The following is a 14,016-nucleotide window of genomic DNA, read 5'->3' as shown; positions in this document are numbered from 1 at the left end:
TTCCCGCCCGCGCCACTCCAACATGAGCCGCGCGTGCGAGAAAAGGTGGCGGCGCGGAGACCTCACCTCACGACGAGCGCTCCTCCTCGGGGATGGTCGGGAGGTCGTGCGCGATTCCGGATACGGCGGAGGGGAGGACGCAGCCGTCCGGCCCGCAGAGTCCGTCGCCGTCGGTCGGGACGAGGGTCAAGGGCTGCGCGCGCTCGGTCATCGGCTCGCCCCGACGGTCGCGTCGCGCTCGGCCCAGGCCTGGTCGAGCAGCTCGAGGATGGTGTCGACGCTCTGCGCACCGCTCATGCCGTACTTCCGGTCGACCACGAGGAAGGGGACGCCGCGAGCGCCGAGCGCCTGGGCCTCGGCGTGATCCGCCTCGACCTGCGCGCGGAACCGGCGGGACTCGAGCGCCTCGCGCGCTCCGGCCTCGTCGAGGTCGAGAGGAGCGGCGAAGGCGAGGAGGTCGTCGACGGTCCAGAGCTCCGCCTTGTCGCCGAAGTTCGCACGGAAGAGGGTGTCCCACGCGCGCTGGTGCGCGCCTTCGGCGCTTGCGTAGGCGAGGAACTCGTGGGCCAGGGTCGTGTTGCCGATGCTGTTGCCGGCGACGTGATACCGCGGGATGCCGTCGGCGTGCGCGATCTCCTCGATCTGCGCGGCCATCCGCTCGGACTCCGCACGGGGCGTGCCCCGCTGCGCGGCGAAGAACTCAGCGAAGTCGTAGCCGACCCCGTCCGGGAGCTCCGGCAGGAGGCGGAACGAGCGATGCTGCAGCTCGAGTTCGTCCCGATGCGCGAATCGGGCGACGGCCGTGTTCACGCGCTCGTTCATGATCCCGCACCACGAGCACACGATGTCTTCCCAGAGCTCGACCTTCATGCTTCTCCTCCGACCTTGGCGAATCGTCCGAGAACAGACTATCCGAGTTCGGATGGAGGCGGCGAGGGCTACTGTAGGCGCATGCTGCCCGACGTCGACCTGGATGCCCCTGGCATCAAGCCGTGCGCGGCGGTCGACGATCCCGCGACATCCGATCTCACGTGGCTGATGCACCGCGCGGAGCGCGTGCTCAGCCGGGACTTCGACGCGGCGTGCCGGGCGGTCGGCCTGAAGGATCTGCGCGACACCCTCGTGCTCGCCGTCGCCGGCGACGGCATCGCGCGCACGCAGATCGAGATCGCGAGCACCCTCGGCCTCGACAAGACCACGCTCAGCGCCATCATCGACCGACTGGAGCGCCAGGGCTTCCTGGAGCGCGGCGAGGACCCGGCGAACCGGCGCACGAAGATCCCCGTCACCACCGCGGCGGGCCGCGACGCGCTCGAGCACGCGGTGGCGAAGCGCGACGAGTTGATCGCCGACACGATGGCGCGCCTCGGCGACGAGGGCACCGCCGAGCTGCGCGTCCTCCTGTGGAAGGTCGCGACCGCCCGCTGACACTGCGTTCCTCAACCAGGCCCTCGCAGTACCAGGAAGAGCAGGCACTCGTGCGGCCTTGCGGCGCCGCCCACACTGATTCCAGGTCGATCGTTCCCGGCAGCACCGGCTGCCACGAGACCTCCCCAACGAAAGAAGAGAGAGATGTCCCTGGAAGTCCTCGAGGCCAAGGTCGCGCTCCGCGAGCTGGTCGACACGTTCGCCAACCTCGCCGATGAGAAGCGCATCGCCGACCAGATGCCGCTGTTCACGCCGGACACCAAGGTGCAGGTCTACATGGGCGAGGATCTCCTCTTCGACATCGACGGCACCGAGCAGCTCTTCGAGGTCTTCACGAGCTTCACCGCGAACGTGAAGCGCTCGTACCACATGTCCGGCCAGCAGACCGTCGAGGTCGACGGCGACACCGCGAAGGGCATCGCCTACTGCCAGGTGAAGCTCGTGAGCGACGAGGACGGCCGCGAGGTCGTTCAGGACAGCAGCATCCGCTACGACGACGAGTACGTCCGCCGCGACGGCGCGTGGCTCATCGCGAAGCGCATCTCCCACTTCTCCATCAACGACAAGCGCGTCCTCGGCGCGTGATCCCTCCCCCGGGTCGGCCTGCGCGGCCGGCCCGGCCCCGGAGGTCAGGTCGTGATGATCGTCACCACGGCGTCGGTCCCGGCGGGGGCGACCACGCGGGAGACGCAGCAGCACATCTTCGCGCGGGCGTTGCGCTGACGCTCGCTGTAGAAGACGTCGCGGTGATCGATGTCGCCCGCGAGGCTCGTGACGCGCACCTCGCAGAGTCCGCACTCGCCCTTGCGGCAGTCGTAGAGCATGTCGGCGCCGGCGGCTTCGAGCGCCTCCAGCATGGACTGGTGGGGCGCGACCCGCGTCTCGAGGCCGATCGCAGGGATGCGGACGGTGAACTCCTGCGCGTCGAACCAGCCGCTGTTCCCGAACGTCTCCATGCGCAGGTTGGCGACCGGTAGTTCGCGTTCGATCCAGGCGCGGCGCACGGCATCCATGAGGCGGATCGGGCCGCACACGTACATCTCGGTCGACGGGTCCAGTCCGCCGACGAGCGCCGGCACTGACATCGTGGCGCCCTCGTCGCGCGCGTGCACGACGAGACGGTCGCCGTGTCGCCGACCGAGGTCGTCGACGTACGCCATGAGCGGCCGGCTGCGTCCCGCGTAGACGAGGCGGTAGTCCGCGCCGATCCGCTGGAGACGGTCGGCCATGCCCACCATCGCGGTGATTCCGACCCCACCCGCGAGGAGCACGTAGCTCGGGGCGCCCAGCCGCAGCGGGAAGTCGTTGAGCGGCTGCGTCAGCTGCACGCGGTCGCCCGGCGCGAGGGCGTTCACGACGGCGGCGCCTCCGCGGCTGACGGGCGAGGCGTAGACGCTGACCGCGATGCGGCCGCCGTCGGGGCTGGCGTCGACGATGGAGTACGACCGGCGGTCCGGCGCCCCGCCGATGGTCAGGCGGAGGTCGACGTGCGCTCCGGGGTCGACGCGGGCGGGAGAATCCACGTCGATCTCGATGCGGCGGATCTCGGCCGTCAGCTGCCGGACGGCCGCGACGGTGCCGCCCTGCCAGACCTCCCGATGCGCGGAGGCCATCTCTCAGCCCACCGGCTGCGGGGTGCGCGCGCGGCCCTCGGCGGCGAGCATCCGCTCCAGGATGCGGCGCACCCACATGCCGCCGGCGTCGATGTTCAGGCTGCAGAACTCGTAGTCGGGGTTGGCGTCGATCGCGGCCTGCTGCGCCGCGAGCATCGCCTCGTCCTCGCCGAACACGCCGTGCACGCCGTCGCGCAGCTGCGTCGTGATGAGCTGGCTGTCCAGGCGATAGTTGCGCTGGAACGACCAGAAGTAGTGGCTGGTGCGGTCGGTCTCCGGGCTGATCGTGTTCATGACGAACCCGTTCACGCCCTGCGAACGGTCGCCCTCCGGGGCGCCCGTCCCGGCACGGGCGACGCCCACGTCGATGCAGATGGTGCCGGGCGCCTCGAAGTGGATGATCTGCCAGCGGTCGACGCGGCCCGCGAACCCGGGGAACCGGTCCCGCATGTTCTTCAGCCAGAACGGCGGCGGCTCGATGTCGAGCATCCACCGCTCCACCGTCGCGGTCGTTTCGGTGTGGCTCGTCACGAACTCCGACCCGCTGAGCTCCTTCTGGCCGATGCTCGACGTGTGCACGAACTCCTCGTGCGTGAGGTCCATCAGGTTGTCGAGGATCAGCTGGTAGTTGCAGGGCGCATGGATCGTCAGCCCGTCGCCCGTCCAGGACGGATCCGTCATCTGGTGCATGTCGGGGATGGTGGCCGGGTCCGCCAGCGCCGGATCCCCCGGCCAGACCCACACGTAGCGATACCGGTCGACGACCGGGAACGACGGCACCAGAGCGCTGGGATTGACGGTCTCCTGCGCGGGCATGGAGGTGCACCGGCCGGCGGAATCGTACGTGATGCCGTGATACGGGCAGCGGATGTCCTCCGGTCCGACGAGCACGCCCTTCGAGAGGGGCGCGAGCCGGTGCCAGCACGCGTCGGCCAGGGCGACCGGATGCCCCGCCTCCGTGCGGTAGAGGGCGAGAGGGCGGCCGGCCACCGTGCGCGCGAGCACTCTCTTCCGGCCGACTTCGTGATCCCACGCGGCCGCGTACCAGGCGTTCCGCGGATAGTCGAGCAGCTTCGCCGCCATGGTCTCGCGCATCGAGGACTCCTTCGTCTCGAAGACCAATACCTATGTAGATAGGTATTATGAGAAAGATAGTGTGAACGGATGCGACGCGCAAACCTCGATCGGCGCTCCCGGTGAGCCTGCGTTACGCCCTCCTCGCGCTCCTCACGGCGCAGCCCATGACGGGCTACGACCTGGCCAAGGCCTTCCACGTCTCCGTCGGGCACGTGTGGCACGCGCCCGACTCGCAGATCTACCCCGAGCTGAAGCGCATGGTCGCGGACGGGGTCATTGAGGGCGAAGCCGTCGCCTGGGGGCCGAAGTCCACCAAGACGCGGTACTCCATTTCCGCGGCGGGGATCGAGGCGTTCACGCGCTGGCTGGACGAACCGGTGGAGTATCCGTACGACCGCGACCCCGCGCATCTGCGCGCCGCGTACTTCGAGTGGGCGGACCCGGACTCGGCTCGCGCGCGGCTTCGCGAGCACATCGTGCACTACACCGAGCGGCGCGCCCAGTGGCAGGGGCAGCTCGACGCGATCCGGGACCGCACGCATCCGATCCTCGCGCGGCGCATCCAGACCGACACCCGCCACTCCGCCGAGGCGATCGCCGCGTTCAAGGAGTTCACGTACGAGGGATTCGTCGAACGCGCCGACCAGGAGATCGCCTGGGCCCGGCGCGGCCTCGCACTCGTCGACGCGCTCCAGCCCGGCGGCGCGGAACCCGACCGCGGCTAACCCGCGTACCGATCGGCCGCGATCGTGTTCAGGCGCGCGAGATGCGCGAAGACCTCGGCGGTCGCGGACACCTGCTGCGCGACCGAGAGCGCGGCCCACGGCCGACGCCGCGGGATCCGGGCCGCGATCCGCCACGCGACGGGTCCGGTCTCCTCTGCCAGCTCGGCGACGAGCGCGGCCCGCCCCAGATGGTGTCGCTCAACCGTCGCCACCCGCCCCCGCACGTCGGCGAATCCCTCGTAGTGGCCCGCGAGCGCGACGTCGACATCGAGCTCGGCGATCCGGGAGAGGGATCCGAGATACTCCGTCATCGGATCTGCGTCGCCCACGGCGCGCAGGAGCGGGCTGAACGGCGAGCGCGCGTAGAGGAAGTCGCCGGTGAAGAGGACCCGATGGCTCCGCTCGTGGAACACGACGCTTCCCGGCGTGTGGCCGGCGACGTGCAGGACCTCGAGCAGGAACGGCCCGTGCTCGATGATCTGCCCGTCGACCAGGCCGAAGTCCGGCGCTCCCTGCCACGCGCGCTCATGGAGATGCGTCGCGTTCTCGACGGCCACCGGCCAGACGTCTCGCGGCACCCCCGCCGCTTCCAACCAGGCGGTGGTCTCCGCGAGCATCACATCGGCAGAGCGCGGTGCGCTCGGACCCCACCCGGCAGGGTGGAGCCCGATACGCGCGCCCAGGTCCTGGAGCCAGCCCGACTGCCCGGAGTGGTCGGCGTGCTCGTGCGTGAGGAGGACCCGGCTGACATCGCTGGGCCGGTAGCCGAGTCTTGCGATCAGGCGCGCGAGCTGCCGCCGCGTCTCCTCCGTCGCCCACGCGCAGTCGACGAGGAGGATGCCGTCGTCCGCCTCGAGCGCATAGACGTTGACGTGCCCGATCGTGTGGCCGGCCAGAGGCACCCGGAGCAGATGCAGTCCGGGTCTCGGCTCCGCCCGTTCGTCGTCAGAGCTCGGCATCGGCGAAGCGCGAATGCAGCTCGAGCGTCGTGCGCGCGCGCTTCAGGTGCGGGATGTCGAACATCTTGCCGTCGATGCCGACCGTGCCCACCCCGCCCGCGCCCGCGAAGGCGTCGACGATCCGGCGGGCGAGCCGCACCTCGTCGTCCGAGGGTGCGAACTGGCTGTTGATCGGTGCGACCTGGTCGGGATGGATCGCCACGCGGCCGGTGAATCCCTCGCTCGCCGCGGCGCGCGAGGCCCGGATCAGTCCGTCGGTGTCACGGTAGTCGACGTACACCGTCTCGATCGCCTGCACGCCCGCCGCCTTCGCCGCGAGCAGCACGCTCGTCCGGGCGGTCCGGTAGGTGAGCGTCCACTCACCCGCGGAATCGGTGTTGGTCGAGGCGCCGATCGCCGCGCTGAGGTCCTCTGCCCCCCAGTTCAGGGCGACGAGACGCGGGAGGTTCGCGGTCGCGAACTCGTGGAGGCGCAGCACCGCCCGCGGGGTCTCGGTCGCGACGGCGCAGATGCTGGTACGCCCGGTCGGGATCCCCTCGCGCGCCTCCAGCGCGTCGAGGTAGTGGGAGAGGGTCTCCACCTCGGCCGGCCCGTCGATCTTCGGCAGCACGATGCCGTCCGGCCCGCCGCCGACCACCGCAACGAGGTCGCCGAGCGCAGCGTCGTCGAGCGCGTTGATGCGCACCCACAGCTGGGGTCGTCGCGCCCCCGGCGGACGAGCGTCGAGGAACTCGCGCACCTTGCGCCGGGCCGCGGGCCGGTTTCCCTCCGCGACCGAGTCCTCGAGGTCGAGGACCACGGCATCCGCGCCGCTGTCGTCTGCTTTCGCGAGCTTGCGGTCGCTGTCGCCCGGAACGTACAGCATCGACCGGAGATACGGGGTGGGCTTGCCGCCCGAGCTCGACCCGCTCATGCGATCGCCCCCGTCGCGCGGAGGCCCGCCACCCGCTCGTCCGTGTAGCCGAGTTCGTCGAGCACGGTCCGGGTGTGCTCGCCCGGCAGCGGAGGCGGCGATCCGCTGTCGCGGCGTTCCCCGCCGAGGAGGAAGGGCAGGCCGACCCCCTTCATGGCACCGCCCGCGGGGTGCTCGTAGTCGAAGATGATTCCGCTCGCCTCGGTGTGCGGGTGATCGAGCACGTCGCGGAGTGTGTTGACCGGGGCACAGGGCACCCCGGCGATCGCGAGCTGGTCGCTCCACCACTCCACGGTCTGCCGTTCGATGACGGCCTGCACGAGAGCGTCGGTCTCGGTCCGATTGCGCACGCGGTCGGCGTTGGTGCGGAACCGCGGGTCGTCGACGAACTCGTCGAGGCCCGCCACCGCGGTGAACTTGCGCCACAGATGGTCGTTGGCGACGCCAACCAGCACGGGCCCGTCGGCGGCGTCGAACACGCGGTACGGGCAGAGGCCCTCGTGGGTCGACCCGCAGCGCGCAGGCTGCGCCCCCTGCTCCCAGAAGCTCTGCAAGTTGTAGCGCAGCAGCCCGAGCGAGGTCTCGAAGAGGTTGACCTGCACTGTCGTGCCTTCGCCGGTCCGCTGGCGCTCGAACAGTGCGGCCATGATGCCCGTGAGCGCGTGCATCCCGGTCACCTGATCGATCGGCGAGATCGGGCTGCGGATGTAGTCCGTCCCCTCTTCCCCGGTGAGCGACATCATGCCGCTGAAGGCCTGCAGGATGACGTCGTAGCCGAGGAGGTCCTTCAGCGGCCCCGACCGCCCATACCCCGAGATGCTGCAGTGGACCAGCCGGGGATTGATCTCGCGGAGCGACGGGGCGTCGATCCCGAGGCGCTCGGCGACGCCGGTCCCGAAGCTCTCGATGGCGACGTCGGCACCGGCCGCGAGGTCGCGGACGACGGCCCGCCCCTCCTCGGTCTTGAGGTTGATGGCCACGCTCCGCTTGTTGCGGTTCACGCTGAGGAACACCGCGCTCAGGCCCGGGGCGCGGAACGGCGGCCAGCCCCGGGTGTCGTCCCCCACGCCGAGCGGTTCGATCTTGATGACGTCCGCACCCAGGTCCCCGAGGTACTGCGTGCAGAGGGGGCCGGCGAGCGTCTTGGTGAAATCGAGGACGCGGATGCCGGACAGCGGAAGCGTGCTCATTCGGTCGGCCTCTTCTGCATCAGGGCGACCCGTTCGCAGGTCCCCACCAGTTCGTCGCGTTGATTGAAGGCCTCGTGGCGGAACGTGACGATGCCCGCATCGGGTCGCGACGCGCTCTCGCGCCGGGCGGCGACCGTCGTGCGCACGTGGAGCGTGTCGCCGTGGAAGACGGGTCGGGGGAAGCGCACCTCGTTCCACCCCAGGTTCCCCACGGTCGTGCCAAGAGTGGTGTCCTCGACCGTGACACCCACCATGAGCCCGAGGGTGAACGCGCTGTTGACGATGCGCTGCCCGAACTCGCTGTGCTCCCGGCAGTACTCCTCGTCGATGTGCAGCGGGGCGGGGTTATGAGTGAGCGCCGAGAACAGGACGTTGTCCATCTCGGTGACGGTGCGTCTCACCACGTGGTCGAACGTCTGGCCGAGGGTGAGCTCTTCGTAGTAGAGGCCGGGCACTGCTGTCTCCTGATCAGTAGGACTTGGGGAGTCCGAGGACCTTCTCCCCGATGAAGTTGAGGATCATCTGGTCGGTGATCGGACCGATCCGTGTCACGAGGACCTCCCGCAGGAGACGCTCGACCTGGTACTCCTTCGAGTACCCCATGCCGCCCATCGTGAGGACGGCCTGCTGACACGCTTCGTATCCGGCTCGCGATCCGAGCAGCTTTGCGCTGTTCGCCTCGGCCCCGCAGGCCTGACCGGCGTCGTAGAGGTCCGCTGCCCGCTCGGCCATCAGGAGCGCGGACTCCAGGGCGATCCACGACTCGGCGAGCGGATGCTGGATGCCCTGGTTCGTCCCGATGGGTCGATCGAACACGACCCGCTCCCCGGCGTAGGCGACCGCGCGGCGGAGCGCGTCCTGGCCGATGCCGATCGCCTCGACCGAGATGAGGACCCGCTCCGGATTGAGGCCGTCGAGGAGGTAGTAGAAGCCGCGGCCCTCCTCGCCGATCAGGTCCTCGTCCGGGATGAAGAGCTCGTCGATGAAGAGCGCGTTGGAGTCGACCGCGGCACGCCCGTGCTTCGGGATGACCCGCACCTCGACCTTCGACCGGTCCAGGTCGGTGTAGAACAGCGACATCCCGGCGGTCGGCTTCCCCTCGCCTTTCTCCGCCTTCGGCGCCGTCCGGGCGAGCAGCAGGATCTTGTTGGCCACCTGAGCGGTCGAGATCCACATTTTGCGACCGGTGACGAGGTAGCCCCCGTCGACCTTCCGCGCGAACGTGCGGATGCTCGTCGTGTCGAGACCGGCATCCGGCTCGGTGACCCCGAAGCAGACCTGGTCTTTGCCCTCGATCAGACGAGGGATCCAGCGCGCCTTCTGCTCCGCGGTCCCGTGGACCACCATCGGGTGGGGGCCGAACATGTTCATGTGGATGGACGACGTCGCCGCCATCCCGCCGCCGCTCGACGCGACGGCGTGCATGATGACAGCCGCCTCCTTGATGCCGAGACCCGCGCCGCCGTACTCCTCGGGCATCGTCACGCCGAGCCAGCCGTCGTCGGCCATCACCCGGTAGAACTCGGTCGGGAACCGATGCTCGTCCTCGCAGGCGCTCCAGTAGTTGTCGTCGAACGTCTTGCACACTGCGGCGACACCGTCCCGAATAGCCAGCTGGTCTTCTGTGAGGTTGAACATCGCCGTCGTGCTGCTCTCTGTCAATGGTTAGCCATATGGTCTACACGCCGACACTACAGTAGAAGTGAACTACGTGCCCGGGAAACATGACACTTGGTTGATAATTGACCGTGCCAGTCCTACGATGAGGGAGAATCCCCGGAGCGCGGGGAGGTGGGAGCGTGATGATCAACCGTCGATGGGTTCTGACGTCCTACGCGCAGGGAGCGCCGGACGAGTCTCTTTGGACGCTCGAGGACGCCGCGATCCCCGCGATCGCGCCCGGCGAGGTGCTGGTGCGGACCCTGTGGCTGTCGATGGACCCCTACCTTCGCGCGCGCTTGAACCCGGGGCGCGGGCTTCCACTGGGTGAGGTCATGAGTTCGTCAGGCATCGGCGAGGTCGTCGAGTCGCGTCACGCCGACTGGGCCGCGGGTGACCTGATCTCGGTGCCGGACCTCGGCTGGCAGGAGTTCGCCAGTGTCGACCCCGACGCTCCCGGGATCGTGACGTGCGAGCGGATCCACCACGACGACCCGGAGCCCCAGGCCGCCCTCTCCTGGTTGGGCATGGTGGGATTCACGGCGTACTTCGCGATGACGAAGGTGGCCCGCCCCGCGCCCGGGGACACCGTCGTCGTCTCGGCGGCGGGCGGCGGCGTCGGTCAGATCGCCGGACAGATCGCGCACCTCGCGGGAGCGCGCGTGATCGGCATCGCCGGTTCGGACGAGAAGCTCGCACACTGCCGCTCGATCGGCTTCGACGAGGGCATCAACTACCGCGCGTCCGAGGACCTGAGCGCCGAGATCGGCGCCGCCTGCCCGCAGGGGGTCGACGTCTTCTTCGACGGGACGGGCGGCGCGGTCCACGACGCCGTCCTGACGCGTCTCGCGCCCCGCGCGCGGGTGGCGATCGTCGGGCGGATCGCGGTCGCCGGCAGCGGCGCCGCGGACGTCGGAACGCGGGCGAGCTCCCGTCTGATCGACACGAGGGCGACGATCCAGGGATTCACCGTCTACGACTGGTGGCATCGTCGCCAGGAGGCGGTGACGAGGCTTCGGCAGTGGCGCGAGGGGCGCCAGCTCCACGTCCGTGAAGATGTCATGGACGGTATCGCCTCCGCTCCGGTGGCGTTCGTGAGAATGATGCGCGGCGAGAACATCGGAAAACAGCTCGTCGCCGTGCATCGCCGTGTCGAGAAGGCAGCGTGATGGCAATGGTGACCAACAACCCGTCCAACAAGCCGGTGATCGTCGAGAAGGTGCTGGCGCCCAAGCCGTACGACCTCCTTGCCGATCAGCTGCGCGAGGCGATCCTCGGCGGCGACATCGCCGAAGGGGACTCCCTGCCGCCCGAGCGGGAGCTGGTCGAGCAGACCGGCTTGACGCGGGGCTCGGTCCGGGAGGCGCTCAAACAGCTGGCCGCCGAAGGGCTGGTGCAGACCCGTCCCGGACGGTTCGGCGGGAACACCGTGACCCTGCCCGGCAAGGATCTCGTCACCAACAGCCTGAACCAGTTCGTGCGCGGCCGGCGGATCCCGCTCCGCACCCTGAACGAGACGCGCGAGGTCCTGGAACCTGCGCTCGCACGGCTCGCTGCCAGCTATCGCACCGAGGAGGACCTGGAGCGGATCAAGCTCCTCCATCAGGAGCTGGTCGACGCGGCCGCCAACTTCCAGCGCTTCTCGAAGCTGAACATCAAGTGGCACAACGCCGTGGCGCAGGCCAGCGGAAACGACCTGCTGAGCGCGGTCCTCGAAGCGATCTCCTTCGGTGTCGCGGTCTCCACCACCGTCGACGAGTACGACTCCGACGAGACGCGCCTCCAGGTGATCCGCGTCCATGAGCGCATCATCCAGGCCATCGAGGATCGCGACCCGGATGCCGCCGAACGTCACATGCGCCACCACCTGGGCGCCACCCACGCCCGCGCGACCGACGTCGACACGACGAACGTGCCGTTGTCCTCTGACGACTGACCGATGAGCATCACCACCCGGCTCCGCGACGTCACGATCCATCAGCTCCACGAGTTCACCGCCCCGTACATGCCGGTGCGGGAGATGCTGCCGGCGCTGTCGGACGAGGTCCTCGAGGAGAACCGTTCGTGGTTGGGCGAGAGCCTGGACGGTGACGACCAGGTGATGCTCGTGTACCAGTCCTACATCGTGCGCACTCCCCGGGGCATCGTCCTCGTCGACACCGGCGTCGGCAATGACAAGCCTCGCGATCGCCCGGAATGGCACCGGCGCACCCGCGGTCAGTACCTCGCGGAGCTCCGGTCGGTCGGCGTCGAGCCGCGCGACGTCGACTACGTCGTCTGCACGCACTTCCACCCCGATCACGTCGGATGGAACACAGTCCTCCGCGACGGCGAGTGGGTGCCGACGTTCCCGAACGCGACCTACGTGTTCACGGAATCCGAGCTGGCAGAGGCGCGCGCGAAGTCCGACTCCGCCGACGGCTTCCCCCCGTTCACGGACAGCATCCTTCCGGTCCTGGAGGCCGGCCGTGCCCGCGTCGTGACGGGTGAACACGAGATCGACGAATACGTCCGCATCGTGCCCTCGACCGGTCACACAGCGGGACACGGGGTGATCGCGGCCGGACGCGACGAGGATCTCGCCGTGCTCACCGGAGACCTGCTCCACGTCGAGCTCCAGCTCCGGTATCCCGACCTGTCATTCGTCCGCGACCTGGACCAGGATCAATCCGCGCGCGCCCGCCGAACCGTGCTGGAGCGCTACTGCGACACCGACACGCTGATCTGCACCGGCCACCTCCCCCGGCCGAGCATGGGACACCTCCGGCGGTGGGGCGACAGCGGGTACGAGCTCGTCGGACTCACGCCCGCCGCCTACACAGAGAGCAGCCGCTGATGCGCAGCTATGTCGTCGAGAACTTCACCGAACGGCTCGTCACGCGGGAGCAGCCGCCGCTCGAGCCCACCGGCACGGAGGTGATCGTCCGCGTCGCGGGCTCCGGGGTCTGCCACACGGATCTGCACCTGCAGGACGGGTTCTACGATCTCGGCGGCGGCAAGCGCCTCCGCCTCGCGGACCGCGGAATCCTGCCCCCCCTCACCCTGGGGCACGAGATCGCGGGCACGCTCGAGCGGGTCGGCCCAGACGCGCCGATCGCGCCCTCGGACTGGGACAAGACCTACATCGTGTACCCCTGGCTCGGCTGCGGGACGTGCGCTCCGTGCCTCGACGGCGACGAGCAGCTCTGCGCCACCCCCAACTCCATCGGGGTGGCTCGACCCGGCGGCTACGCCGACGAGTGCCTCGTCCCCCACCCGCGCTACCTCGTCGATGCCACGGGCATCGACCCCACCCTCGGCGCCACCTACGCGTGCTCCGGGCTGACGGCGTACAGCGCACTCCGCAAGGTCACCGCGGACCGCGAGCGCGATGTCCTCCTCATCATCGGCCTCGGCGGCGTCGGCTACAGCGGGCTCCTCATCGCGCGCGCCCTCGGGTACGAACGGATCGTCGTCGCCGACATCGATCCTCAGAAGCGCACCATGGCGCAGGAGCTCGACGGGATCACGGCGCTCGACCCCGGCGACCCCACCGCGCTCACGGTCCTCGCCGAGCTCGGCGGCGTCGCCTCGGCCGTGGACTTCGTCGGTACGACCCGCACCGTCGAGTTCGGGCTCGCGGCCCTGCGGAAGGGGGGCGCCTGCATCGTCGTAGGTCTCTTCGGCGGCGACGTCACGATCCCGTTGCCGCCCCTCGTCCAGCGGTCGACGACCCTGCGCGGCTCCTACGTCGGTACGCTGCAGGAGCTGGTCGAGCTGGTCGAGCTGGTCAAGCGCGGCGACCTGCCGCCGCTTCCGGTCGAGGCGCTTCCGCTCGACGCGGCCAATGATGCGCTCACCCGGCTGCGCGCCGGGCGGGTCTCGGGCCGACTGGTCCTCGTCGCGGGCCGGGACACCGCGGGGGAGGCCTCGTGAGCGGCCCCCGCGTCAGCCCCGTCACCCCGGGAACCGTGCCCTCCCTCGCGGACCTCGAAGCCACGATCCGGCGTGAGCGCGGCGGCGAGATCCCGCTGCTCTACGAGATCCTGCTGAACAGCCCGGCCGTCGCCGGGGGCTGGGAGCGCATGCTTACCGCCGTCCGCAACCAGACGGTCGTCGAGGCGAGGCTGCGCGAGCTGATCATCCTCCGTGTCGCCGTCGTGAACGATGCGCCGTACGAGTTCGCCGCTCACGTCCCGCACGGACGGGCCGCCGGACTGAGCGAAGGGCAGATCGACGCGGTCTCGGACTGGACCACACGACCGGAGCTCTTCACCGACGAGGAACGGCTGCTCCTGACGCTCACCGACCAGATGACCCGCGGCGTCACGGTGGATCCCGCGGTCATGAACGCCGTCGGCGCCCGGTACACGGACCAGGAGGTCGTCGAGGTCGTCGCGATCGTCGCGGCCTACAACATGGTCTCCCGCCTCCTCGTCGCACTCGCGATCACCCACTGAGCCACCACGAAGG

General features: G+C 69.6%; 17 protein-coding genes. 8 read left to right on the top strand and 9 right to left on the bottom strand.

The window, feature by feature from the left end:
• Positions 1–67: 67 nt before the first annotated feature.
• Together ABCS02_RS12925 and ABCS02_RS12920 are read right to left on the bottom strand one after the other, a co-directional pair.
• Positions 68–211, bottom strand: a complete 144-nt coding sequence (locus ABCS02_RS12925) for a hypothetical protein (protein ID WP_345836046.1) — start codon at positions 209–211, stop codon at positions 68–70.
• Complete coding sequence (locus ABCS02_RS12920) at positions 208–870, bottom strand: DsbA family oxidoreductase (protein ID WP_345836045.1); 663 nt, start codon at positions 868–870, stop codon at positions 208–210. The genes ABCS02_RS12925 and ABCS02_RS12920 overlap by 4 nt, the downstream gene beginning before the upstream one ends.
• Positions 871–951: 81 nt before the next feature.
• Between ABCS02_RS12920 and ABCS02_RS12915 the strand changes: the two genes are divergently transcribed.
• Together ABCS02_RS12915 and ABCS02_RS12910 are read left to right on the top strand one after the other, a co-directional pair.
• Positions 952–1,428 (top strand): MarR family transcriptional regulator, encoded by a 477-nt coding sequence (locus ABCS02_RS12915; RefSeq protein ID WP_345836044.1) that lies wholly within the window; start codon positions 952–954, stop codon positions 1,426–1,428.
• Between the two features lie 144 nt (positions 1,429–1,572).
• Complete coding sequence (locus ABCS02_RS12910) at positions 1,573–2,013, top strand: nuclear transport factor 2 family protein (RefSeq protein WP_345836043.1); 441 nt, start codon at positions 1,573–1,575, stop codon at positions 2,011–2,013.
• A 44-nt stretch (positions 2,014–2,057) separates the two neighbouring features.
• Here the strand turns inward: ABCS02_RS12910 and ABCS02_RS12905 are convergent, their stop codons facing one another.
• Together ABCS02_RS12905 and ABCS02_RS12900 are read right to left on the bottom strand one after the other, a co-directional pair.
• Positions 2,058–3,041, bottom strand: a complete 984-nt coding sequence (locus ABCS02_RS12905) for a PDR/VanB family oxidoreductase (protein ID WP_345836042.1) — start codon at positions 3,039–3,041, stop codon at positions 2,058–2,060.
• 3 nt (positions 3,042–3,044) lie between these two features.
• The gene (locus tag ABCS02_RS12900) at positions 3,045–4,136 is read right to left on the bottom strand and encodes an aromatic ring-hydroxylating dioxygenase subunit alpha (protein ID WP_345836041.1); all 1,092 of its coding nucleotides are present in this window, start codon (positions 4,134–4,136) and stop codon (positions 3,045–3,047) included.
• A gap of 101 nt (positions 4,137–4,237) precedes the next feature.
• Here ABCS02_RS12900 and ABCS02_RS12895 point away from each other — a divergent pair, with 101 nt between their 5' ends.
• Positions 4,238–4,843 (top strand): PadR family transcriptional regulator, encoded by a 606-nt coding sequence (locus tag ABCS02_RS12895; RefSeq protein WP_345836040.1) that lies wholly within the window; start codon positions 4,238–4,240, stop codon positions 4,841–4,843.
• Here ABCS02_RS12895 and ABCS02_RS12890 read toward each other — a convergent pair.
• From ABCS02_RS12890 to ABCS02_RS12870, 5 genes are read right to left on the bottom strand one after another with little or no spacing between them, the layout of a single operon-like run.
• Positions 4,840–5,802, bottom strand: coding sequence for an MBL fold metallo-hydrolase (locus tag ABCS02_RS12890; protein ID WP_345836039.1), 963 nt, complete (start codon positions 5,800–5,802; stop codon positions 4,840–4,842). The genes ABCS02_RS12895 and ABCS02_RS12890 overlap by 4 nt on opposite strands.
• Positions 5,789–6,715: a CoA ester lyase gene (locus ABCS02_RS12885; protein WP_345836038.1), complete on the bottom strand. Its 927-nt coding sequence runs from the start codon at positions 6,713–6,715 to the stop codon at positions 5,789–5,791. The genes ABCS02_RS12890 and ABCS02_RS12885 overlap by 14 nt, the downstream gene beginning before the upstream one ends.
• Positions 6,712–7,905, bottom strand: a complete 1,194-nt coding sequence (locus ABCS02_RS12880) for a CoA transferase (protein ID WP_345836037.1) — start codon at positions 7,903–7,905, stop codon at positions 6,712–6,714. Before ABCS02_RS12880 ends, ABCS02_RS12885 begins: the two co-directional genes overlap by 4 nt.
• Positions 7,902–8,360: a MaoC family dehydratase gene (locus ABCS02_RS12875; protein ID WP_345836036.1), complete on the bottom strand. Its 459-nt coding sequence runs from the start codon at positions 8,358–8,360 to the stop codon at positions 7,902–7,904. Before ABCS02_RS12875 ends, ABCS02_RS12880 begins: the two co-directional genes overlap by 4 nt.
• Before the next feature lie 13 nt (positions 8,361–8,373).
• Positions 8,374–9,567 carry an acyl-CoA dehydrogenase family protein gene (locus ABCS02_RS12870; protein WP_345836035.1) on the bottom strand — a complete coding sequence of 398 codons (1,194 nt, stop codon included), beginning with the start codon at positions 9,565–9,567 and terminating at the stop codon, positions 8,374–8,376.
• 140 nt (positions 9,568–9,707) lie between these two features.
• On the opposite strand from ABCS02_RS12870, the gene ABCS02_RS12865 reads away from it, so the two are divergent.
• From ABCS02_RS12865 to ABCS02_RS12845, 5 genes are read left to right on the top strand one after another with little or no spacing between them, the layout of a single operon-like run.
• On the top strand, positions 9,708–10,733 hold the full coding sequence (locus tag ABCS02_RS12865) for an NADP-dependent oxidoreductase (protein WP_345836034.1): 1,026 nt from the start codon (positions 9,708–9,710) through the stop codon (positions 10,731–10,733).
• A complete protein-coding gene (locus ABCS02_RS12860; RefSeq protein WP_345836033.1) occupies positions 10,733–11,500 on the top strand; it encodes a FadR/GntR family transcriptional regulator in 768 nt (255 codons plus the stop codon). Before ABCS02_RS12865 ends, ABCS02_RS12860 begins: the two co-directional genes overlap by 1 nt.
• A gap of 3 nt (positions 11,501–11,503) precedes the next feature.
• Positions 11,504–12,400 (top strand): MBL fold metallo-hydrolase, encoded by an 897-nt coding sequence (locus tag ABCS02_RS12855; protein ID WP_345836032.1) that lies wholly within the window; start codon positions 11,504–11,506, stop codon positions 12,398–12,400.
• The gene (locus ABCS02_RS12850) at positions 12,400–13,479 is read left to right on the top strand and encodes an alcohol dehydrogenase (protein ID WP_345836031.1); all 1,080 of its coding nucleotides are present in this window, start codon (positions 12,400–12,402) and stop codon (positions 13,477–13,479) included. Before ABCS02_RS12855 ends, ABCS02_RS12850 begins: the two co-directional genes overlap by 1 nt.
• Positions 13,476–14,003, top strand: a complete 528-nt coding sequence (locus tag ABCS02_RS12845; RefSeq protein ID WP_345836030.1) for a carboxymuconolactone decarboxylase family protein — start codon at positions 13,476–13,478, stop codon at positions 14,001–14,003. Before ABCS02_RS12850 ends, ABCS02_RS12845 begins: the two co-directional genes overlap by 4 nt.
• Positions 14,004–14,016 lie beyond the last annotated feature (13 nt).

The sequence above is a fragment of the Microbacterium sp. X-17 genome (assembly GCF_039615055.1).
This window is presented reverse-complemented; position numbering and strand designations above follow the sequence as displayed.

Excerpts from the sequence above, each read along its gene's own strand:
- ABCS02_RS12925 (WP_345836046.1), bottom strand. The coding sequence starts at position 211 with ATGACCGAGCGCGCGCAGCCCTTGACCCTCGTCCCGACCGACGGCGAC.
- ABCS02_RS12920 (WP_345836045.1), bottom strand. The coding sequence starts at position 870 with ATGAAGGTCGAGCTCTGGGAAGACATCGTGTGCTCGTGGTGCGGGATC.
- ABCS02_RS12915 (WP_345836044.1), top strand. The coding sequence starts at position 952 with ATGCTGCCCGACGTCGACCTGGATGCCCCTGGCATCAAGCCGTGCGCG.
- ABCS02_RS12910 (WP_345836043.1), top strand. The coding sequence starts at position 1,573 with ATGTCCCTGGAAGTCCTCGAGGCCAAGGTCGCGCTCCGCGAGCTGGTC.
- ABCS02_RS12905 (WP_345836042.1), bottom strand. The coding sequence starts at position 3,041 with ATGGCCTCCGCGCATCGGGAGGTCTGGCAGGGCGGCACCGTCGCGGCC.
- ABCS02_RS12900 (WP_345836041.1), bottom strand. The coding sequence starts at position 4,136 with ATGCGCGAGACCATGGCGGCGAAGCTGCTCGACTATCCGCGGAACGCC.
- ABCS02_RS12890 (WP_345836039.1), bottom strand. The coding sequence starts at position 5,802 with ATGCCGAGCTCTGACGACGAACGGGCGGAGCCGAGACCCGGACTGCAT.
- ABCS02_RS12885 (WP_345836038.1), bottom strand. The coding sequence starts at position 6,715 with ATGAGCGGGTCGAGCTCGGGCGGCAAGCCCACCCCGTATCTCCGGTCG.
- ABCS02_RS12880 (WP_345836037.1), bottom strand. The coding sequence starts at position 7,905 with ATGAGCACGCTTCCGCTGTCCGGCATCCGCGTCCTCGATTTCACCAAG.
- ABCS02_RS12865 (WP_345836034.1), top strand. The coding sequence starts at position 9,708 with ATGATCAACCGTCGATGGGTTCTGACGTCCTACGCGCAGGGAGCGCCG.
- ABCS02_RS12860 (WP_345836033.1), top strand. The coding sequence starts at position 10,733 with ATGGCAATGGTGACCAACAACCCGTCCAACAAGCCGGTGATCGTCGAG.
- ABCS02_RS12855 (WP_345836032.1), top strand. The coding sequence starts at position 11,504 with ATGAGCATCACCACCCGGCTCCGCGACGTCACGATCCATCAGCTCCAC.
- ABCS02_RS12850 (WP_345836031.1), top strand. The coding sequence starts at position 12,400 with ATGCGCAGCTATGTCGTCGAGAACTTCACCGAACGGCTCGTCACGCGG.